At 74.3% G+C, this 20,222-nt stretch carries 16 protein-coding genes; 7 read left to right on the top strand and 9 right to left on the bottom strand.

All coding sequences use genetic code 11. From position 1 onward, the window contains the following. Positions 1-40 precede the first annotated feature (40 nt). Positions 41-979 carry a tRNA (adenosine(37)-N6)-dimethylallyltransferase MiaA gene (gene miaA / locus IF09_RS0131530; RefSeq protein ID WP_030301572.1) on the bottom strand — a complete coding sequence of 313 codons (939 nt, stop codon included), beginning with the start codon at positions 977-979 and terminating at the stop codon, positions 41-43. 232 nt (positions 980-1,211) lie between these two features. On the opposite strand from miaA, the gene IF09_RS42105 reads away from it, so the two are divergent. Both IF09_RS42105 and IF09_RS0131520 read left to right on the top strand, forming a co-directional pair. Then, the gene (locus IF09_RS42105; RefSeq protein WP_234321214.1) at positions 1,212-1,361 is read left to right on the top strand and encodes a gliding motility protein; all 150 of its coding nucleotides are present in this window, start codon (positions 1,212-1,214) and stop codon (positions 1,359-1,361) included. Positions 1,362-1,384: 23 nt separating this feature from the next. Continuing rightward, complete coding sequence (locus IF09_RS0131520; RefSeq protein ID WP_030301569.1) at positions 1,385-1,630, top strand: antitoxin; 246 nt, start codon at positions 1,385-1,387, stop codon at positions 1,628-1,630. A gap of 61 nt (positions 1,631-1,691) precedes the next feature. On the opposite strand, the gene IF09_RS0131515 is transcribed toward IF09_RS0131520, so the two are convergent. The 3 genes from IF09_RS0131515 to IF09_RS0131505 all read right to left on the bottom strand — a co-directional run bounded on the left by IF09_RS0131515 (position 1,692) and on the right by IF09_RS0131505 (position 4,668). Then, positions 1,692-2,399, bottom strand: a complete 708-nt coding sequence (locus IF09_RS0131515) for a hypothetical protein (protein WP_030301567.1) — start codon at positions 2,397-2,399, stop codon at positions 1,692-1,694. Between the two features lie 113 nt (positions 2,400-2,512). After that, a complete protein-coding gene (gene miaB, locus IF09_RS0131510) occupies positions 2,513-4,039 on the bottom strand; it encodes a tRNA (N6-isopentenyl adenosine(37)-C2)-methylthiotransferase MiaB (protein WP_030301565.1) in 1,527 nt (508 codons plus the stop codon). Then, a complete protein-coding gene (locus IF09_RS0131505; RefSeq protein WP_030301563.1) occupies positions 4,036-4,668 on the bottom strand; it encodes a maleylpyruvate isomerase family mycothiol-dependent enzyme in 633 nt (210 codons plus the stop codon). Before IF09_RS0131505 ends, miaB begins: the two co-directional genes overlap by 4 nt. A 71-nt stretch (positions 4,669-4,739) precedes the next feature. On the opposite strand from IF09_RS0131505, the gene IF09_RS0131500 reads away from it, so the two are divergent. Further along, complete coding sequence (locus IF09_RS0131500; RefSeq protein WP_051833181.1) at positions 4,740-5,696, top strand: LysR family transcriptional regulator; 957 nt, start codon at positions 4,740-4,742, stop codon at positions 5,694-5,696. A gap of 32 nt (positions 5,697-5,728) precedes the next feature. Continuing rightward, the gene (locus IF09_RS0131495; RefSeq protein ID WP_030301559.1) at positions 5,729-6,724 is read left to right on the top strand and encodes a TAXI family TRAP transporter solute-binding subunit; all 996 of its coding nucleotides are present in this window, start codon (positions 5,729-5,731) and stop codon (positions 6,722-6,724) included. A gap of 46 nt (positions 6,725-6,770) precedes the next feature. Here IF09_RS0131495 and IF09_RS0131490 read toward each other — a convergent pair whose 3' ends face one another. Genes IF09_RS0131490 through IF09_RS0131480 form a run of 3 tightly spaced genes read right to left on the bottom strand, consistent with a single transcriptional unit; the run spans position 6,771 to position 13,196 of the window. Continuing rightward, positions 6,771-7,769 carry an ROK family protein gene (locus IF09_RS0131490; RefSeq protein WP_051833179.1) on the bottom strand — a complete coding sequence of 333 codons (999 nt, stop codon included), beginning with the start codon at positions 7,767-7,769 and terminating at the stop codon, positions 6,771-6,773. A gap of 27 nt (positions 7,770-7,796) precedes the next feature. Next, positions 7,797-8,906 carry a LacI family DNA-binding transcriptional regulator gene (locus tag IF09_RS0131485; protein WP_030301556.1) on the bottom strand — a complete coding sequence of 370 codons (1,110 nt, stop codon included), beginning with the start codon at positions 8,904-8,906 and terminating at the stop codon, positions 7,797-7,799. 18 nt (positions 8,907-8,924) lie between these two features. Then, a complete protein-coding gene (locus tag IF09_RS0131480) occupies positions 8,925-13,196 on the bottom strand; it encodes an NEW3 domain-containing protein (RefSeq protein WP_030301554.1) in 4,272 nt (1,423 codons plus the stop codon). A gap of 199 nt (positions 13,197-13,395) precedes the next feature. On the opposite strand from IF09_RS0131480, the gene IF09_RS0131475 reads away from it, so the two are divergent. Both IF09_RS0131475 and IF09_RS0131470 read left to right on the top strand, forming a co-directional pair. Further along, positions 13,396-14,661, top strand: a complete 1,266-nt coding sequence (locus tag IF09_RS0131475) for a glycoside hydrolase 5 family protein (RefSeq protein WP_030301552.1) — start codon at positions 13,396-13,398, stop codon at positions 14,659-14,661. A 56-nt stretch (positions 14,662-14,717) separates the two neighbouring features. Then, entirely contained in the window at positions 14,718-16,919 is a 2,202-nt protein-coding gene (locus tag IF09_RS0131470; protein WP_078613563.1) for an endo-beta-N-acetylglucosaminidase, read from the top strand. A gap of 34 nt (positions 16,920-16,953) precedes the next feature. On the opposite strand, the gene IF09_RS0131465 is transcribed toward IF09_RS0131470, so the two are convergent. Then, on the bottom strand, positions 16,954-18,366 hold the full coding sequence (locus IF09_RS0131465; RefSeq protein WP_030301543.1) for a sensor histidine kinase: 1,413 nt from the start codon (positions 18,364-18,366) through the stop codon (positions 16,954-16,956). A gap of 11 nt (positions 18,367-18,377) precedes the next feature. Then, positions 18,378-19,082, bottom strand: a complete 705-nt coding sequence (locus IF09_RS0131460) for a response regulator transcription factor (RefSeq protein WP_030301542.1) — start codon at positions 19,080-19,082, stop codon at positions 18,378-18,380. Between the two features lie 275 nt (positions 19,083-19,357). On the opposite strand from IF09_RS0131460, the gene IF09_RS0131455 reads away from it, so the two are divergent. Next, positions 19,358-20,143 carry an amino acid ABC transporter ATP-binding protein gene (locus IF09_RS0131455; RefSeq protein ID WP_030301540.1) on the top strand — a complete coding sequence of 262 codons (786 nt, stop codon included), beginning with the start codon at positions 19,358-19,360 and terminating at the stop codon, positions 20,141-20,143. The last annotated feature ends 79 nt before the right edge of the window (positions 20,144-20,222 follow it).

The raw sequence follows: 20,222 nt of genomic DNA, 5'->3' as shown, positions 1-20,222 counted from the left end.
CCCGAACGGGCGCACGGGGCGTCCCGATGCCATCACGTGATCAGGCTGTAACCGCTCGTTCGACCAACGACTGCGCGAGTCCGACCAGTTCCCCCCGGTCGGCGACGGCGCCGCTGAGCCAGTGCACGCGGGGGTCCCGGCGGAACCAGGAGTCCTGCCGCCGGGCGAATCGCTTGGTGGCGCGGACGGTCTCGGCCCGGGCCTCGTCCTCGGTGCACTCGCCGGCGAGTGCGGCCAGCACCTGCTGGTAGCCGAGCGCCCTGGATGCGGTGACTCCGTCGCGCAGGCCCCGGGCCTCCAGCGCGCGCACCTCTTCGACCAGCCCGGCCTCCCACATGCGGTCCACGCGCAGGGCGATCCGCTCGTCGAGCTCCGGCCGGGCCACGTCGACGCCGATCTGCACGGTCTCGTACACCGACTCGTGGCCGGGCAGGTTGGCGGTGAACGGCTTCCCGGTGATCTCGATGACCTCCAGGGCGCGGACGATGCGGCGCCCGTTGCTGGGGAGGATCGCCTGGGCGGCGGCCGGGTCGGCGGCGGCGAGGCGGGCGTGCAGGGCGCCGGGGCCGCGCAGCGTGGCCTCCGCCTCCAGCCGGGCCCGGACCTCGGGGTCGGTGCCGGGGAACTCCATGGCGTCGAGGGCGCCGCGGACGTACAGGCCCGATCCGCCGACGAGGACCGGCGTACGGCCCTGGGCGAGCAGCTTGTCGATCTCGGCGCGGGCCAGGCGCTGGTACTCGGCGACGCTCGCGGTCTCCGTGACGTCCCAGATGTCGAGGAGGTGGTGCGGGACGCCGCCGCGCTCCTCCGTCGTCAGTTTGGCGGTGCCGATGTCCATCCCCCGGTACAGCTGCATGGAGTCGGCGTTGACGACTTCGCCGTCGAAACGGCGGGCCAGGGCTACGCCCAGATCGGACTTTCCGGCCGCGGTGGGACCGACGACGGCGATGACCCGCGGGGCGGGGGCTGCATTCCTCACCGCCCCAGTCTCGCAAACCCTGCAGCGTGCACCCGATCGAGTTACGTGACGGGCTGTCGGCGGGGTCGTTGCCCTGGCGAGGTTCCGCCGGGCGTACGCCCGGCGGAGGCCGGGCCGCACACGGCGGAACTTCACCCGCACGAGTAACGTTATAGGAGCAGACATGGGCGTTTTTGATCGGTTTTTTCGTCGTAAGGGTGAAGACGTAACCGCAGAGGTCGCGTCGGAGGACGTGACGACGGAGTCCGAGGCTGCGGTCGGCGAGACCGAGGCCGAGCCGGCCGCGACGGAGGCTTCTGCGGCGGAAGCCGTGGAGATTCCGAAGCAGCAGTCGGCGGAGGCCGCCGCGGACAGCGAGACCGGCGAGAGCGCCCGTACGTAGACACCGCCACTGGAAGGTGACCCATGGGCCTGCTGGACACGCTGAAGGCCAAGCTCGCACCGGCGAAGGAAAAGGTCGGCGACCTCGCCCAGCAGCACGAGGGCAGGATCGGCCAGAACCTCGACAAGATGGCGCAGGCCGTGGACTCCAAGACCAAGGGCAAGTACCACGGCAAGATCGAGACCGGTACGAGCAAGGCGAAGGACGCCCTGGGCAAGATCGCGCACAAGGACGCCCCCGGCGGGTCGACGCCGCCGGCGTCTTCCTGACGCGGTCAGTGGAAGGGGCGCGGGTTCGACCGGACCCGCGCCCCTTCTTCGTTCCGCCCGGTCAGGACCAGGCGGCGACGAAGTAGCCGACCCCGTACGGCGCGTCCTCGTACAGCAGCCGCCCGTCGAGGCCCGCGCCCTCGGCGGCGCCGGCCAGTACCTGCCAGGGGGCGCGGCCGGCGGCCTTGAGCTCGTACGCGAGCTCGGCGTCGAGGGCGGCGAGCGCGGCCACGTCGGCGGCGGCGAGCGCGCGGGCAGCGGCGGCGTCGAAGGCGGCGGCGCGGTCGTCGAGGTAACCGGGGGCCTTCAGGGTGCGGCAGGCGCTGCCGTCACCCATGACGAGGAGCGCGACGCGCTCTTCGCGCGCGGCGAGCCCCCGGCCGGCCTCCAGGCACCGGGTGGTCTCGAGCGGTTCCCCGACGCCGAGCCCCTCGACGGGGGCCGCGCCCCAGCGGGCATGCCGGAGCAGCCAGGCGCCGACGGCGAGGGAGGGCGGCAGCTGGCGGGGCCCCTCCTCCCCGTCCCCGAGTCGTACGCCGGCCTCGACCCCGAAGCCGCGGAAGCTGCCGCGGGCGCCCTGCGGGTAGGGGCCGCGGTGGTCCTCGTCGGCGGCTCCGATGACGACCAGGAGGTCGGGGCGGGAGGCGGCGAGCACCGCCAGCGCGTCGGAGCAGGCGGTACGGGCATCGCCGAGTTCGGCGGCGGCCCCCGCGGCGACCTCGGGCACGAGGAGCGGCGGGGCGGGGCAGACGGCGGCGGCAACGAGCATGATCCGCAGCCTAGCCCTCGCGGCCCGCATTGTGGCCCTGTCGGGCCACCGTCACCCCGCTGCGCCGGGCCCCGCAGGCCGGCCTCGCGCCGAACCCGCGGGGAGGGACGCGGTCAGGAAGACGACGGCACGGCGCAGCCCGACGTGGCCGCCGGGAGGGGGGCCGGGACGCCCAGGGTGGGGATGCCCAGCATGACGCCCTGGGGCTGCGCCGGCGCCGCATTGCGCTTCTCCCAGGCGTCGCCCGCCCGCGTACGGCGCACCGACTCCGTCGGGCCCTCCGCCAGGAGGTGGTGGGGAGCCGCGTACGTGATGTCGACGGTCACCACGTCACCGGGACGGACCTCCGCCTCCGGCTTCGTGAAGTGCACCAGGCGGTTGTCGGGGGCACGCCCCGACAGGCGGTGCGTCGTGCCGTCCTTGCGGCCCTCGCCCTCCGCGACCATGACCTCCAGCGTGCGGCCGACCTGCTTCTTGTTCTCCTCCCAGGAGATCTCCTCCTGCAGGGCGACCAGGCGCATGTAGCGCTCCTGGACGACCTCCTTCGGGATCTGCCCCTCCATGTCGGCCGCCGGGGTCCCGGGGCGCTTGGAGTACTGGAAGGTGAACGCGTTCGCGAAGCGCGCCTCGCGCACCGTGTGCATCGTCTGCTGGAAGTCCTCCTCCGTCTCACCGGGGAAGCCCACGATGATGTCGGTGGAGATCGCGGCGTGCGGAATGGCGGCGCGGACCTTCTCGATGATGCCGAGGAAGCGCTCCTGCCGGTACGAGCGGCGCATGGCGCGCAGGATGGTGTCCGAGCCGGACTGCAGCGGCATGTGCAGCTGCGGCATCACGTTCGGGGTCTCGGCCATCGCCGCGATCACGTCGTCCGTGAAGTCCCGCGGGTGCGGCGAGGTGAACCGGACCCGCTCCAGGCCCTCGATCTGGCCGCAGGCGCGCAGCAGCTTGCTGAACGCCTCGCGGTCGCCCAGGTCGGACCCGTACGCGTTGACGTTCTGCCCGAGCAGGGTGATCTCGGAGACGCCCTCGGCGACCAGGGCCTCCACCTCGGCGAGGATGTCGCCGGGACGGCGGTCCTCCTCCTTGCCGCGCAGCGCCGGGACGATGCAGAAGGTGCAGGTGTTGTTGCAGCCGACGGAGATCGAGACCCAGGCGGCGTACGCGGACTCGCGGCGGGTCGGCAGTGTGGAGGGGAACGCCTCCAGCGACTCGGCGATCTCGACCTGCGCCTCCTCCTGGATGCGGGCGCGCTCCAGCAGGACGGGCAGCTTGCCGATGTTGTGCGTGCCGAAGACCACGTCGACCCAGGGGGCCCGCTTGACGATCGTCTCGCGGTCCTTCTGCGCGAGGCAGCCGCCGACGGCGATCTGCATGCCGGGGCGCTTGGTCTTCATCGGGGCGAGCCGGCCGAGGTTGCCGTACAGCTTGTTGTCGGCGTTCTCGCGGACGGCGCAGGTGTTGAACACCACGACGTCGGCGTCGCCGTCGGAGCCCTCGGGCGCGCGCGTGTAGCCCGCGCCCTCCAGCAGACCGGACAGCCGCTCGGAGTCGTGCACGTTCATCTGGCACCCGTAGGTGCGCACCTCGTATGTTCCCTTGACGTCCACTGCCGTGCTCCGGTCGCTGCTGCTGGTCATGCAACAAGGGTAGGCGGTACCCGGAACCCCTCAGGCCCCCCGTGCAGCCGGCCCGCGGGCAGGCGGCGCCCGAAGAGGACGAGCAGCAGGTCCTGGGCTGCGCCGTGGACGGGGGCTCCGCTGCCGTGGGACCAGTCGAGGTCATCGGCGCACAGCCGGATGCCGGTCAGGTCGACTCCGAAGAACCGCAGGCCGCGCGGGGTGAGCGCGCAGAGCAGGGGCCGCAGCCGGTCCTCGGGGACGCGGCGCGGGTGCCCGAGGGCGACGGTGATGTCGAGGCCGTGGACCACGTCGTGGGCGAGCCCGGCGGTGGGGCCGCCCGCCGGGGGCTTCCACGGGTGGCCGGCGTTCTCGCGCAGCAGGGCCGAGAGCTCATGCGGGGTGAAGGCGGCGGCGTCGCGGCGGGCGGTGCGGTCGGTCATGCGGTGCAGGCTGCCGCGGGCCTTGGCGAACTCGGCGGCGAACCGGGGCAGGGAGTAGCGGAAGCCCATCGACATGTGCGCGGCGACCTCGCGGACCCGCCAGCCCGCGCAGAGGCTCGGGGCGTCCCACTGATCGGGCGTGAGGGCGTCGAGTACGTCGGCCAGTTCTCGGCGTTCGGCGGCGGTGGCCGCGGCGATGTCGGTCATGGGATCAGGGTGAGTGGACCGGTGGTCATAAGTCCAAGAGCGGGTGCTTCTGCGAACTAGAATCCGTGGTTATGGAACTGGGTCAGCTGCGGTATTTCGTGGCGGTGGTCGAGGAGGGCGGGTTCACCCGGGCCGGGGCCCGCCTGCACGTGTCCCAGCCGGGGGTGAGCGCGCAGATCGGGCAGCTGGAACGGGAGCTCGGGCTGCGACTGCTGGACCGGTCGGGGCGGCGGGTGACCCCGACGGAGGCGGGCGAGGCGGTGCTCTCGTACGCGCGGGCCGCGCTGGCGGCGGTGGAGGGCATCCGGCGGACGGCGGACGAGGTCCGCGGCCTGCTGCGGGGGCGCGTGTCGATCGGGCTGATCCCGGGTGCGGCCGGGGCCGTGATGGGCGGTTCCGACGTGGTCGGCGTGCTGGGCGACTTCCACGACGCGCACCCGCAGGTGGAGATCGCGCTGGCGGAGGACACGTCGGAGCGGATGCTGGCCGCGCTCCGGCAGGGCGGGCTGGACCTGGCGGTGGTCGGGCTCGGCGGGGAGCCGCCGGCCGGGATCTCCGTCCAGGTGGTGATCGACGAACCGCTGGTGGCCGCGGTCCGGTCCGACGACCCCCTCGTACGGGACAGCACGGACGGCGGGATTCCGCTGGCGGCGCTGCGCGGGCGGGCAGTGATCAGCCTGCCGCGCGGGACCGGGCTGCGCGGGGTGCTGGAGCGGGCCTGTGCGGAGGCCGGGTTCGCTCCGCGGGTGGACTTCGAGGCGGCGGCTCCCGGGGTGCTGGTGCGGCTCGCCGCGCGGGGGCTGGGGGTGGCGGTGGTGCCGGCCGGGGCGGAGTCGGGGGCCTCGCGGGGGCTGGTCGCGCTGCGCATCACCGAGCCGGCACTGCACGGCCGGGTCGCCCTGGCCTGGCCCGCGGACGGCCCGTCGGGCCCGGCGGCGCGCAAGCTGCTGGAACAGCTGCGGACCAGGTTCGCCCCGCCGGCCGCACCGGCCGCCGGCTCCGTGGGCCCGGGATCGGGCGGGCCGTGACAGGGCGGCGGGTCGGTGGCAGGATCGCGGCCATGGCTCACGTACCGTCCCGCATCCGCAGGCGCACCGCCCTGTGGGGGCTGGTGGCCGTACTCGGGGTGCTCGCGCTGCTCGCGTGGTGGCTGAAGCCCTTCGGCGAGCCGGAGCTGAAGGGGGGGCTGAGCATCAGCACGGGTGTCCGTACCGGCGTGTACCACCGCTACGGCCAGCTGCTGGAGCAGGCGCTCGCCCAGGACATGCCCGAGATGAAGGTGCGGCTGGAGCCCAGCCAGGGCTCGCAGGAGAACCTCCAGCGGCTGGCCTCCGGGGAGGCCGATTTCACCATCGCCACGGCCGACGCCGTCTCCAAGTACCGGGCCGACGGCAAGCCCGGCGCGGACCGGCTGCGCGGCGTCGCCCGGCTCTACGACGACTACGTGCAGCTCGTGGTGCCGGCCGGCTCGCCGGTGCAGTCGGCGCGGGACCTGAAGGGCAAGCGGGTCGCGATCGGCCAGCCGGGCTCGGGGGTGCGGCTGGTCTCGGAGCGGCTGCTGACGGCGGCCAAGCTGGATCCGGCGCGGGACATCACCCCGGTGTCCATCGGCATCGACACGATGCCGGCGGAGCTGGAGGCCGGCCGGATCGACGCGTTCTTCTGGTCCGGCGGCCTGCCGACCAACGCCGTGCGCGAGCTGTCGGACCGGTTCGACATCCGGCTCGTACAGCTCGGCGACCTGGTGGAGTCCCTCCAGGCGAGCGGGAGCCCGGCGCGGTACTACCGTGCGGCGGTGATGCCCCAGGACGCGTACACCCGGGCCCGGAACACCTCGGCGGTGGCGACCCTGGCCGTACCGAACCTGCTGGTCACCACCGAGGGCACGGACCCGGAGCTGACCGAGCAGTTCACGCGGACGGTGATCCTCAGCCGCGACCGGATCGGGCACGAGGTGCACGCGGCGCAGCTGGTGGACCTGCGCACGGCGATCTACACGGACCCGCTGGACCTGCACGAAGGGGCCCAGCGGTACTACCGCTCGGTCAAGCCGTAGGAGGACGAGCCGGAGGAGGGCGAGCCGGAAGGACGCTCGGGCGCGCTCACGCGGCCGGCAGCAGCATCAGCGCCGCCGCAGCCGCGCCGATCAGTCCGGCGTGGGTGCCCAGGGCCGCCGGGACCACCTGCAGGCCCCTCACGAACGAGAGCGTGGCGTAGCCCGCCAGGTGGGCCCGGATCGGCGCGAAGAGGGTGTCGCCCGAGGTGGCCACGCCCCCGCCGATGACCGCGATGTCCGTTTCGACGAGGGTCGCGGTGGCCGCGATGGCGGCGGCCAGGGCGCGGCCCGCGCGGTCGAAGGCGGCCACGGCGACGGGGTCCCCGGCCTCGGCGGCCACGGCCACACCCGCTGCGGTGGCGTCCCCGCCCGGGCTCGCCGGGGTCCAGCCCCGGCTCTTGGCCCACCGGGCGATGGCGGTGCCCGAGGCGATGGACTCCACGCAGCCGTGGCCCCCGCAGACGCACGGCTCACCGTCGAAGGCCACGCTGATGTGGCCGATGTGACCCGCATTGCCCGTGGGGCCGGGGTGGAGCTGGTTGTTCAGGATCAGCCCGCCGCCCACCCCGGTGGACACCACCATGCACAGGGCGTTCGCGTGCCCCCGGGCCGCGCCCAGCCAGTGCTCGGCGGCGGTCATCGCGGGCCCGTCGCCGACGAGGACGGTGGGAAGGGCCGCGCCGTGCCGGGCCAGTTCGGCTTCGACCCGGGCCAGGACGGGGAACTCCCGCCACGCCCCGATGTTGACCGGGCTCACGGTGCCGCGAGAGGCGTCCACGGGGCCCGCGCTGCCGATCCCGCAGCGGACCGCCGAGGGCCAGAGCGGGGATTCCGCGAGCGCGGCGACGACCTCGGCGACGGCGGCGAAGACCGCGTCGCCGTCCGCGCCCCGCGGGGTCGGGCGGCGGGTGGTGGCCGTCATCGTGCCGTCGGGGTGCACCAGGGCGCCGGCGATCTTCGTACCGCCGATGTCGATCGCTACCGTCAGGCCGGTGGCCGAGGCGGTGGCCCGCGGTGCGGGGAAGGCGGGGTGGGGACTCGTCACGGCAGCGGCTCCAGGAAGGGGTCGGATTCAGTATGCGGGCGGCGGCGGGGCCGTACTCTCCCGGGGCTCCAGCCGGGGCTGCTCGCTCTCGCGGGCCCGCAGCGGGCTCCCGGCGAGCACGGCGAGGAGCTCCTGCGCGGCGAGCCTGCCGAAGCCGGCGGTGTCGCGTACGAGGGCGGTGAGCCGGGGGTGGGTGACCCGGCACAGCGCGGAGTCGTCCCAGGCGACCATGGAGATCCGGCCGGGGACCGCGATGCCCAGCTCGGCGGCGACGGCGATGCCGGCCACCGCCATCACGTCGTTGTCGTAGACGAGCGCGGTCGGCGGTTCGGGCTCGGCGAGGACCCGGCGGGTGGCGGCCGCCCCCTCGGCGTCGGAGTAGTCGGTGACCACCGAGCGCACGTGCTCCGGGCCGAGGCCGCGCGCCCCGGCCTCCGCGCGCAGCGAGGCCATCCGGCGGGCGGTGTGGGCGAGGCCGGGGAGCCCGGCGATGTGGGTGATCCGGCGGTGGCCCAGCCCGTACAGGTGGTCCAGGACCTGGGCCATGGCCCGGGCGTCGTCGGCCCAGACGCAGGACAGGGGCCCGGGGCCGCTCCCGTCGCCCCGGCCGCGGGACAGGGGCCCGGCCCCGCTCCCGTCGGGCCCCGCCGGGGGCAACGGCCCGGTGCCGCCCGTTCCGCCGATCACGACCGCCGGGAGCCCGAGCTGCGCGAGGAGTTCCGGGCGCGGGTCGTCCGTACGCGGGTCGACGACGAGGACCCCGTCCACGCGCCGCTCGGCCCACCAGCGGCGGTAGACCGCGCATTCGGCGTCGATGCCGTCCACGACCTGGAAGAGCAGGGCGACCCGGCCGGCGGACAGCACCTCCTGGATGCCGGAGACCAGTTGGAGGAAGAAGGACTCGACGCCGAGGGTCTGCGCGGGCCGGGCGAGCACCAGTCCGACCGCGCCGGAGCGTTCGCCGGACAGGGCGCGGGCGGCGCTGTTGGGCTGCCAGCCGATTTCCTCGGCGACCCGGCGGATGCGGGCGCGGGTGTCCTGGGACACGCCGGGCCGGTCGTTGAGCGCGAAGGACACGGCGCTCTCGGACACCCCGGCCCGGCGGGCGATGTCCTTGATGGTGGGTCTGCGGGCCATGGCCTGCCTGCCTCTTCCTCATCCCTGGGGTACGTCGGGCACGCCGGATACGCGCACGGCGATGGCGGGACCGTACGCGATCCTGCCCTGGCAGGCGGCCTTGACCAGCATCCAGTACGTGCCCGGCACGGCTCCCGGCGGCGGCCGCAGCTCGAACTCCACCTCCGCCGGGCGGTCCGCGGGTACGTGCACGGGCCGGCCGGGGGGACCGGTGAACTGCCAGGTCCCGTACGGGGAGACGGCGTACGCCCGGCCCGTCAGCGGGCTCCGGATCCCGGTGGTGCCGATCCTGGCCCGTACGAGGGCACGTCCGCCGGGGGCCACATCCACCTCCGGATCGGGCGCCTCCACCCACAGCGCGGGAGGGACGTCCGGGCCGCCGGGCACGTCTACGGCGAGGACGTCCTCGAACTCCCCCGCCGGGGTGGCCGCGAGGACGCGGACCAGGTGGGTGCCGGGCCGGGCGCCGGCCGCGGGGGTCACGGTCAGCGGGAGCCGCTCGTAGCCGCCGGGCGGCAGTTCGACCGTGCGCCGGGTCCAGGAGGCCTGCCAGCCCCCGGGTGCCCGGACCTCCAGCCGGACGGGGCCGCCGGCCCCTTCGCCGTGCGCCGCGACCGTCACGGCGGCGTCGGCCGGGACGCCCGTGCAGGTCACCGCGTACGGGGCGTCGCCCATCGGCGCCGTTCCCGTGTTGTGGAGCCAGTACCGGCTGAACACTGGCTGGTGCGGCTCGCGTTCGCCCTGCCGCAGCGGCATGCCCGATGCGGTCGGCAGCAGCACCGTGGTCGTCGCCGCGCCACCGATCCCGCCGGGGAACGGGCCCCGGGGGCTGTCCAGCAGATCCGCCTCGGCGGCGGGGGCCGCGGGCCAGTGCAGCCGGACCTGCGCCGGGCGGCCGTGGGCCTCGTGGAGCCGGACCGCCAGAGCGCCCGAGCCGCCTGCCGCGCGCTTCAGCGCGTCGATCAGGACCCGGTCGGCGGGTTCGACGCCGAGCAGGGAACGGGCGGGCGGCTGCGGGCCGGCGTCCGGTAGGGCGGTGACCGCGGTCAGGGGCTTGTTGAACTCCCGGCCCCGGCGGACCAGATCGGTCTCTCGCCAGTCTCCGGTTCCCGCGACCAGCGCGTGCTCGAAGACGTGGGTCCAGTGCTGGAGCTGGAAGGAGCTGCCGTCCGGGGCCGTGCGCCGCGGCGGGTCCATCCACTCCCCCGCGGGACGGCCCGTGCAGGACCGCATCAGGCTGCCGTGCAGCCGGCCCTCGGTGTCGACGGCGAAGCCGGGCGTCCCCCTGACCAGGACCCCGACGGTCCGGCCGGCGTACGGGGCTTCGGGCGCGGGCTCGCCGGCCGGCGGGTCCACGGCTTCGAGCCGGCCCGACGCGGCGACGGCCGATGCGGCCTCCCCCGCCGGCCCGGCGATCACCAGGACCGGCAGGTCCCGGATGCCGGTCAGGTCGCAGCCGGGCCTCCAGAGTGCGCGGAGCCCGGCCCTGGGGGGTACCCAGACCTGCGCGTGTTCTCGTACGGCCTTCTCGTACGCGGGATCGGCCGCCGCCAGCACCGCCGCCGTGAAGGTGTTCCGCTCGGGGCCGCCGAGTGCGATGCGGAAGTCCGGGAGGCTGCTGTCCGCGGCGAGGTCTCCCCAGCGCGGGCCGCCCGGCCGGGTGGGGGTGGCGGTGACGCCGTACCGGGCGAGCGCGACGACCAACTCCCGCAGGCCGTCGGGGGTTCCCGCATCCGGGAGCACGATCTCGCCGGCCCCCACCGCCCGGCCCGGACCCCGGCCCGGACCGCGGCCACCGCCCACCACCAGCGGCGCCGAGAGCCCGAACCAGTTCAGACACGGGCTGTCCAGGGTCCACGGCGCCCGCGTGTGGTCGGCCCCCGCATCCACGCCGGGGAACGCGAACCCGCGCCCCACCACCGCGGCCGCCGTCTCCGCGACGGGCAGCGCCCCGGGCACGTCGGCCGGGATGCGCAGCCGCAGCAGCCGGTCGGCGCCGTGGAACTCGTGCACGGTGGTGGTCAGTTCGACGCGGTCGAGGCCGTCCCACAGGGTCGTGGTCCGGGTCCAGCGGACCGGGCCGGTGCGCCCGGAGGCCACGATCCGCGCCCCCAGCGGGCCCCGCTCCACGCGGCAGGAGTCGGCGGGCGCACTGCCCGAGCCGGTGCCCGGCCCCTTGGGCAGCAGGTGCCAGGGGCCCTCCCCGAAGAAGGGGTGCTGGTCGTGCTCCTCCTGGACGACGAGCTCGTCCACCTCCCCCGGCGTCAGCAGCTCGTCCCCCGTGCGCCGGTCCAGCAGCCGGGCGAGGCCGCCGCCGCGCGCGGGATCGGCCTCGGCCCGGAAGCAGGCGTTCTCGACGGCGAGGCCGGGCGCGGGCTCCCAGCCGCCGGAGACGGGCGACGGGGCGGCGGCGAGCCACCAGGTCCGGTGCCCCAGCGGCGGCACGTCGACGGCGAGGAAGGCCAGCTCCGCCCGGCCGCCGGCCACCGCTTCGAGGTGGACGGGCGTGCCGCCCCCCTCGGCGTCCAGGACGGTGATGCGCCGGGCGTCGTCCATGCCCGCACCCAGGCCCAGTTCCGCGAGGTCCACCGTCGTACGGACCAGGTCGGTTCGCGTCCAGGACACGGGGTTGTGGGCGGTCACGGCGAGGGCGCCCGGCCCGCGGGTGTCGGCCGCCCGGGTCAGCGCGCGCAGCGCCTCCTCCCGTACGGCGGCGGCCAGTTCGTGGGCCTCCCGCCAGGTCGGGAGCAGGTCCAGGTACACCTGGTCGGAGAACGTCCCGGTGACCGCGTCGTGGTGCGCGGCGTGCAGCAGGTGCCGCCAGGCCTTGGCGAGGGTCTGCTCCGGGTAGTCCAGCAGCCCTTCCGCGCAGGCCAGCGCGGCGAAGGTCTCGGCCTGTTCGAGCAGGTTCTCGGCAGCCCGGTGGGCCTGTTTCACATCGGCGTAGGTGACGTCCTTGCCGGTGTACACCGGGCCCATCTCCCGGGTCACCGGCAGCGGCCGCTCCCCGCGGGCGGCCAGTTCGGCGCGGACGGCCTCGAAGTGGGCGCGGGGGCCGGAGTGCTCCATGCGCGGCCAGCAGTAGCGGCGGTTCCAGGCGTGCTGCACCTCCAGGCCCCAGCGGTGCGGCCAGGAGAAGTCGGTGCCCATCGGGATCAGGACGTTGCGCGTCGCGGCGCCGGTCCGCAGCAGTTCGTAGAGCTCGAGCAGCTGCCCGGCGGCCGCCTCGGCGTCCGGGGCCATGTGGGAGGGCCAGCCGGCCGAGTAGTGCGCGGGCAGGTAGTGCAGCAGCAGCCCCCGGCCGTCGGGCGCGATCCACTCGTACTCGGCGGGCAGCTGCATCGCGGACGGGGCCCGGAGCGCGTCGCCCCAGGTGTCCTGCATCGGGCCCCAGTGGTGGTGCGGGCCGCGGGCGAGGACGGCGGAGTCTAGCCCGGCGCCGGCCATCAGGGACGGGAACGACGGGTCGTGGCCGAACACGTCGAGCTGCCAGGCGGTGCGCGGGTCGGCGCCGAAGGTGCCGCGGTGCAGGGCGAGTCCGTGGACGGCACTGCGGATGGTGCTCTCGGAGGAGGTGAGGTTGGTGGAGGGCTCGTTGTACGTGCCGCCGACGATCTCGACGCGGCCCTCGGCGATCAGGGCGCGCAGCTCGGCGCGGTCCTCGGGACGGCTGTCCCAGTACGGCTTGAGGTAGTCGACCTCGGAGAGCACGAAGCGGTACGCCGGGTCCTCGCGCGCCTGCTGGAGGTGGAGCGGGATCAGCGTGAAGGCGGGGACACCGGTGTACTCCCAGCCGCGCTCGGGCTCGCCGGGCCGCAGCGGGGCGTCCCACAGGGCGGTGTACGCGGCCTGGGTGTTCCACCACAGGGGGTCGTAGTGGAAGTGCGGGACGAGCCGGACGGTCCAGCCCGGCTCGGCGACGGCCAGGCCGAACGGCAGCTCGGCGAGCGGCCGCCCGTCGGGAGTGGCGACGCGGGCGGTGGCGGGCAGCAACGCCCCCGGAGCGGCGCCGCCGGTGCGGACGGCGACCTCGACGGTGGACTCCACCACCGGGCCGGTCCCGGCATCGGCGCTGTCCCGGGCGTCGGTGGTGTCCCAGGCGTCGGCGGTGTCGGCGCGCAGGATGCGCGGGTGCGGGGTGGTGACCCCGGGGCCGTGCACGGTGACGTACAGCGGGCCGGCCGGACGCTCCCTGCGGATCCGCACGCGGACCACCTGGGCAGGGCATTGCGCAGAACCGGTGAAGAGGGCCGGGGCGGCGACCTCGGTGACCGAAATACCGCTGTCCATTTCCGCACGCTTTCCTGTGTGAGAACTGAAACCGGCAGAACTAAACCGCATTAGCTCGATCAGCTTGGGAGGGCAGGAGCCCTTCTGTCAACGGGACTGAAGCGCATAAGTTCCCGTTTCAGAGGCCCTGTTGACTTAATCCTTGACACCCGGCAGGTTGTGCTCACCCGGCGCATTTCCGAGAACTCCAGGACGCCTTATGCACGACGAATCCGCCCCTCGTCCGCTCCGTTTCGGCGCCAACTACACCCCGTCCCGCGGCTGGTTCCACCACTGGCTCGACTTCGACCTCGACGAGGTCAGGGCCGACCTCGACTCGGTCGCCGCCCTCGGCCTGGACCACGTACGGGTCTTCCCGCTGTGGCCGGTGTTCCAGCCGAACCGGACGCTCATCCGGCCGCGCGCCGTCGAACAGCTCGTCGCGCTCGCCGATGCGGCCGCCGAGCGAGGGCTCGACGTCGGCGTGGACGGTCTGCAAGGTCACTTGTCGAGCTTCGACTTCCTGCCCGCGTGGACCGGCACCTGGCACCGGCGGAACGTCTTCACCGACCCGGACGTCGTCGCCGGGCAGGAGGAGTACCTGCGCACGCTGGCCGCAGCCCTCGCCGACCGGCCCAATTTCCTCGGCATGACCGTCGGCAACGAGATCAACCAGTTCTCCGACGCCCCGCATCCGGACCCGGACCGGATCACCCGCGAGGAGGCGGGGCGCTGGCTGGAGCGGATGCTCGCGGCCTGCGAGAAGGGCGCTCCGGGCCGGTTCCACCTGCACGCCGAGTACGACGCCGCCTGGTACCGGGACGGGCACCCGTTCACGGTCGCGCAGGCGGCCCGGCTGGGCGCGGCCACGGCCGTGCACTCGTGGGTGTTCAACGGCACCGCGCAGCGCCACGGCCGGACCGGTACGGCGACCGAGCAGCACGCCGCGTACCTGGTCGAGCTGTCGAAGGCCTGGGCGCTCGATCCGCACCGGCCGGTGTGGCTCCAGGAGGTCGGGGCGCCCGCGCCGCTGATCCCGGCGGAGCACGCGGCCGCCTTCACCGAGGCGACCGTGGCGAACGTGCTGGACTGCCCGGACCTGTGGGGCGTGACCTGGTGGTGCTCGCACGACGTGTCCCGGGAGCTCGCGGACTTCCCGGAACTGGAGTACGGGCTCGGCTTGTTCACCAACGACCGCAAGGCCAAGCCGGCCGGTGCCGCCGTCGCCCGGATCGCCGCGGAGTGGCGGGGCCGGGAGCACCGCCCGCCCGTCCGGTCCACGGCGCTGGCGGTGGACGTCGGCGGGCCGGAGGCCGCGCCGAGGCGCTCGGTGTGCGCCCCGGGCGGGACCTTCTTCGAGGCCTGGGCCGCGCTGACGGCCCAGGGGGTCCGCCCTGCGGTGGTCCTGGCGGAGCTCGCGGAGGATTCCGCCCATCTGTCCGCGCGCGGCATCACCGAGGTGCTGCGCGTGCCCGACGTCACCTGACGATCACCACGTCACCCGCCATCCGTCACCCGTCACCCGTCACCGAGGAGCCCCGCATGTCCGAGACCGGCAACGGCGCCGACCCTCGCACCGCCCGTTCCCTCCGTACGGCACACCCGGCACCCCCGGCACCTGCGACACGTCCTGCCCGTACGGCGCCGCCGACCCGGCGCGGGCTGCTCGCCGCCGGGGCCGGGGCAGGTGCCGCCGCGCTGCTCGGCTCGACCGGCGCGTCCACCACGGCGCAGGCCGCCGCAGCGACCGCACCGGGCACCCGGGCCGACGCCACACCGGCCCCGGCCGACCTGGCCCCGTACGCCTCCTACTGGTTCCCCGACTCGCTCCCCCAGGGCTCCCCCGGCCCGGGCATCACCTGGCGCTCGCTGAAGCAGTGGACCCCGGAGTCCGACCCGGACCTCGCGTACAACACCGCGACCGTGCCGCTCGCGCCCCGCTTCACCCCGGTGCCCCCGAACGCGGGCGCCCGCACCGGCCAGGCGCGGATCTCCGCGCTCGTCTCCTTCGGGCCCACCGCCCAGAACCCCTCCCAGGGCTCAGCGACCGCCGACCACTACGCGCTGACGCACTGGGCGTACCTCGACGAACTGGTGTTCTGGGGCGGCTCCTCCGGCGAGGGCATCGTCCTCGCCCCGAACGCGCCCGTGGTCGACGCGGCCCACCGCAACGGCGTCCCGGTGCTGGGCAACATCTTCCTGCCGCCCGTCGCGTACGGCGGCGACCTCCGGTGGACGCGGGACCTGGTGCAGCAGGACGGCCTCGGCCGGTTTCCGGTCGCCGGGAAGCTCGTCGAAGTGGCGCGGACGTACGGGTTCGACGGCTGGTTCGTGAACGCCGAGACCGACGGCGGGGACAGCGCGCTCGCCGCCCGGATGCGGGAGTTCCTGCGCGCCCTGCGGGCGGCCGGCGCCCCGCACGGCCTGCGGATCACGTGGTACGACGCCATGAACAGCACGGGCCGGGTCGGCTGGCAGGGCGCGCTCAACCAGCTCAACCAGGAGTTCTTCGAGGACCGGGCGGGCCGGGTCGCGGACACGGTGTTCGTCGACTTCCGCTGGACCCCGCAGACCCTGGCCGCCTCCGGCGCGCTCGCCGGCCGGCTGGGCCGCTCCCGCCACGAGCTGTGGGCGGCGCTCGACATGGAGTCAAACGGCTGGGATTCCACGGTCCGTTGGGATGCGATCATCCCGCGCGACCGCGACCACGTCGTCAGCATCGGCTTCTACCGGCCCGAGTGGACCCGCAACCACCTCACCGACCGCTCCCCCGGCGCCTTCCACCGCGCCGACGACCGGTTCTGGACGGGCGAGTCCCTGGACCCGGCCCACCCCGCGCCCGAGGGCACCTGGCGGGCTCCCGCCACCGCCGTCGCGGACCGGTCCACCGTCGCCGCCCTGCCCTTCGCCTGCGCCTTCAACACCGGGCACGGGGAGCGCTGGTACGAGGACGGCAAGGTCACCTCCGACACCCCGTGGAACCACCTCGGGCTGCAGGACCGGCTCCCGGGCCGCCGCTGGGCCGTGACGAGCACCGGGCGGCGCCCGGCCGTCACGCTGGACTTCGCGAGGGCCTGGCGCGGCGGCTCCAGCCTCCTGGTGGCGGGCAGACTCACCGCCCCGGCGGCGGTCGGGCTGCACGCGACCCGGCTGCCGCTGACCGGCTCCACCGTGCTGGAGCTGGTGCACGCCACCGAGGCGGGCGCGCTCACCGTCGAGGTGGGCGTGGCCACGCGCGAGCCGGCCGCCCCGGGCGAGCCGGTCCCGTACACCTGGCTGAAGACGCAGACCCGGGGCTCCGGCCAGGGCGGCTGGCGCACCTCCCGGGCCGGGCTCTCGTCCCTGGCGGGCCGGACCGCGTACGGGCTGGCCGTACGGATCACGGCCCGCGGGAAAACGGCGGTGGTGTGGAGGCTCGGCGCCCTGTCGGTACGCGACGACACGGCGCGGCGGCGCCCGGCGTCTCCGAGTGCGCTGACCGTGGACGCCCAGACCCAGCAGGACGGCAAGGCCTCGGTGCGGCTGTCCTGGCGCCGGGCAGCCGGGCCGGTCCGCCACTACGAGCTGTACCGCCTGCTCCCGGACGGCGCCCGTCGCTTCCTCGGCGGCACCTGCGGCACGGCCCTGCACCTCCCGGCCGTCACCCGCGCCGGCCGGGAGCGGGCGGCCGCCTTCGAGGTCCGGGCCGTGGACGAGCTGTACGCGGCCTCGGCACCGGCCGGCACCACCCTCGCCTGGATCTGACCCGGCCCGGGCCGGGCGCCTGCCGCGGCGGCCGTCAGGGCGTGTGCGGATCGCTGCGCGGGACGGCCACCGTCACCCGCAGTCCGTGCGGCGGGTTCGTCTCGTACGAGAGGGACCCGCCGCCCGCGGCGAGCAGGGCCCGGGAGATCGACAGGCCGAGCCCGGAGCCCTTGATGTTCTGGTGGCGGCCGCTGCGCCAGAACCGGTCGCCGACGCGCAGCAGCTCCTCGTCGGTCAGGCCGGGACCCCGGTCGGCGACGACGACGTGGACGAAGGCCCCCGCCAGGGCGACGGACACCTCGACCCCTTCACCCTCAGGGGTGAACTTGAGGGCGTTGTCGATGACGGCGTCGAGCGCGCTGGAGAGGGCGATGGGGTCGGTCCAGCCCGTGACGGCGGCCCGGCCCGTCTCGGTGAGCCGTACGCCCTTCTCCTCGGCGTACGGACGCCAGGCGGTCACCCGTTCGGTGGTCAGGGCCGCGATGTCGGTCAGTCTGAGCTCGGCGGAGGCGTGCTCGGCCAGCGCCAGGTCCAGCAGGTCGTCCAGGACCTGGGTCAGGCGCTTGCCCTCGGTCCGCACGGAGGCGATCTCCTCGTTGCCCTCGGGCAGTTCGAGGGCGAGCAGCTCGATCCGCAGGAGCAGCGCCGCGAGCGGGTTGCGCAGCTGGTGGGAGGCGTCGGCGACGAACGCCCGCTGCTGCTCCAGGACCTCTTCCACGTTGTCGGCCATCTCGTTGAACGAGCGCGCCAGGCGTTGGAGTTCCGGGGGCCCGCCGGCCGCTGCGACCCGGGAGTTCATCCGCCCGGTGGCGATGCCGTGGGCGGCCGCGTCGAGCGTCCGGACGGGCTTGAGCACCCAGCTGGTGAGCCGCAGGGCGGCGCCGAAGGCCACCAGCATGGCCGCGGCGAGCCCGGCGACGATCAGCAGCCAGCCGCTCAGGATCCGGGCCCGCATCTGGTCGGTGGGCGACTCGGTGACGACGACCGCGACGACGTCGCCGTCGAGGACGACCGGGGAGGCGACGAGGAGTTTGCCGTGGGTCTGCCAGGGCCACACCTGGGCGGGGTCGTGGCTGCGCCGCCCGGCGAGGGCCTCCTCGAAGGCGAGCCGGCCCTCGCCCTCCTCCGGGAGCTGCCACCAGCCCGGGGCGCGGGCCATGGCGTTGTCGTCGCGCAGGAAGATGCCGACACGGATGCCGTAGAGCTCCTGGTAGCGGGCCAGTTCGTGCTGGAGGGTCTCGCCGCGCTCGGTGGCGCCGGTGGACCCGGAGCCCTCGGCGTCGATGACGAACTGGGCGAGGGCCGCGAAACGGGCGCTGTCGTCGATCCGGTCGACGACCACGCGCTGCTGCTGTCCGGCGGCCAGGCTCACGGCGAGCGGGAGGCCGAGGGCGAGCAGCACGCCCGCCATCAGGACGACGAGCAGCGGGAGCAGCCGGGCGCGCACGACGGGACCCGCTAGGAGGCGGCCGGGGTGACGAGCCGGTAGCCCACCCCGCGGACGGTCTCGATGAGGGCGGGCATGCGCAGCTTGGAGCGCAGCGAGGCGACGTGGACCTCGAGGGTCCGGCCGGTCCCCTCCCAGCTGGTGCGCCACACCTCGCTGATGATCTGCTCGCGGCGGAAGACGACTCCGGGGCGCTGCGCGAGCAGGGCCAGCAGGTCGAACTCCTTGCGGGTGAGCGGTACGTCGGTGCCGTCCACGCTGACCCGCCGGGTGGGCAGTTCGATGCTGACCGGGCCGAGCCGGACCACGTCGAGGGTGCCCGTCCCGGTGGCGGCGGCCTCCTCGGAGGCGCCGGTGCGCCGGGCGACGGCGTGGATGCGTGCGAGGAGTTCACCGGTGTCGTAGGGCTTGACGACGTAGTCGTCGGCGCCCATGTTGAGGCCGTGGATGCGGGAGCGGACGTCGCCGCGCGCGGTCACCATGATGACGGGCGTCGCGGTGCGCTTGCGGATCTTGCCGCACACCTCGTAGCCGTCCTGGTCGGGCAGGCCGAGGTCCAGGAGGACGACGCCGAAGGGCGGCGCTCCGGCGGGCAGCAGCGCCTGCAGGGCCTCCTCGCCGCTGCGGGCGTGGGTCACCTGGAAGCCGTGCCGGGCGAGGATCGCGGACAGGGCGGCGGCGACGTGGTCGTCGTCCTCGACGAGCAGCAGTCTCATTGCGTCCCCCTTTCCTGTTTACTTCCGATCAGGGCCCGCGGTCAGGGCCACCCTGCATCCACGCCGATGGAGAGGCCCACGTCAAGGGGGTTCCGGTCCGGCGCGTCTTCCGTTATGCACCCGGTACGGGGAAACCGGCCCGAGTGTCGTGGTGCGCACGGAGCGTATCGGAGCGAGGCCGTTTCGTTATGCTCAATTCTCCCTCAGATGTGATGACGGTGTGCGCGCCACGTCACTACTGTCCTCCCAACCGAGGAGGACGGAGCAAGTTGCCGATGAGCGGAGTATCAGTGACCAAGGACGTGCAGGATGCGGCCGGGGCCGCGGACGACCTGGTCGTACTGAGCAACGTCAACAAGCACTTCGGCGCGCTGCACGTGCTTCAGGACATCGATCTGAGCATTGCCCGCGGTGAGGTCGTCGTGGTGATCGGTCCCTCGGGATCGGGCAAGTCCACGCTGTGCCGGACCATCAACCGCCTGGAGACGATCGACTCGGGCACCATCACCCTCGACGGCAAGGAACTGCCGTCGGAGGGCAGGAAGCTGGCCGAGCTGCGTGCCGATGTCGGCATGGTCTTCCAGTCGTTCAACCTCTTCGCGCACAAGACGGTGCTCCAGAACGTCATGCTGGGCCAGCTCAAGGTCCGCAAGACGGACGAGGCGGCGGCGCTGGAGAAGGCGAAGGCGCTGCTGGACCGGGTGGGCGTCGGCTCGCAGGCCGACAAGTACCCGGCGCAGCTCTCCGGCGGCCAGCAGCAGCGCGTGGCGATCGCCCGTGCGCTGGCCATGGAGCCGAAGGTGATGCTGTTCGACGAGCCGACCTCGGCGCTCGACCCGGAGATGATCAACGAGGTGCTCGAGGTCATGCAGCAGCTCGCCCGGGAGGGCATGACGATGGTGGTCGTCACGCACGAGATGGGCTTCGCCCGCTCCGCGGCCAATCGGGTCGTCTTCATGGCGGACGGAAAGATCGTCGAAGAGGCCGCGCCCGAGCAGTTCTTCAGCAACCCGCGCAGTGACCGCGCCAAGGACTTCCTTTCGAAGATCCTGCACCACTGACGGTCTCGTCTGGTAGTGATCCCCTGGCGGCTCAGAGCACGCGTGTCGCTCGTCGTCCAACAACGTCTCATCCGAGGGA

This window comes from Streptomyces katrae, from assembly GCF_000717655.1.
In the GTDB taxonomy this organism is placed as follows: domain Bacteria; phylum Actinomycetota; class Actinomycetes; order Streptomycetales; family Streptomycetaceae; genus Streptomyces; species Streptomyces katrae_B.
This window is presented reverse-complemented; position numbering and strand designations above follow the sequence as displayed.

Excerpts from the sequence above, each read along its gene's own strand:
- IF09_RS0131520 (WP_030301569.1), top strand. The coding sequence starts at position 1,385 with ATGGGCCTGCTGGACACGCTGAAGGCCAAGCTCGCACCGGCGAAGGAA.
- IF09_RS0131515 (WP_030301567.1), bottom strand. The coding sequence starts at position 2,399 with ATGCTCGTTGCCGCCGCCGTCTGCCCCGCCCCGCCGCTCCTCGTGCCC.
- miaB (WP_030301565.1), bottom strand. The coding sequence starts at position 4,039 with ATGACCAGCAGCAGCGACCGGAGCACGGCAGTGGACGTCAAGGGAACA.
- IF09_RS0131505 (WP_030301563.1), bottom strand. The coding sequence starts at position 4,668 with ATGACCGACATCGCCGCGGCCACCGCCGCCGAACGCCGAGAACTGGCC.
- IF09_RS0131500 (WP_051833181.1), top strand. The coding sequence starts at position 4,740 with ATGGAACTGGGTCAGCTGCGGTATTTCGTGGCGGTGGTCGAGGAGGGC.
- IF09_RS0131495 (WP_030301559.1), top strand. The coding sequence starts at position 5,729 with ATGGCTCACGTACCGTCCCGCATCCGCAGGCGCACCGCCCTGTGGGGG.
- IF09_RS0131485 (WP_030301556.1), bottom strand. The coding sequence starts at position 8,906 with ATGGCCCGCAGACCCACCATCAAGGACATCGCCCGCCGGGCCGGGGTG.
- IF09_RS0131480 (WP_030301554.1), bottom strand. The coding sequence starts at position 13,196 with ATGGACAGCGGTATTTCGGTCACCGAGGTCGCCGCCCCGGCCCTCTTC.
- IF09_RS0131475 (WP_030301552.1), top strand. The coding sequence starts at position 13,396 with ATGCACGACGAATCCGCCCCTCGTCCGCTCCGTTTCGGCGCCAACTAC.
- IF09_RS0131470 (WP_078613563.1), top strand. The coding sequence starts at position 14,718 with ATGTCCGAGACCGGCAACGGCGCCGACCCTCGCACCGCCCGTTCCCTC.
- IF09_RS0131460 (WP_030301542.1), bottom strand. The coding sequence starts at position 19,082 with ATGAGACTGCTGCTCGTCGAGGACGACGACCACGTCGCCGCCGCCCTG.
- IF09_RS0131455 (WP_030301540.1), top strand. The coding sequence starts at position 19,358 with ATGAGCGGAGTATCAGTGACCAAGGACGTGCAGGATGCGGCCGGGGCC.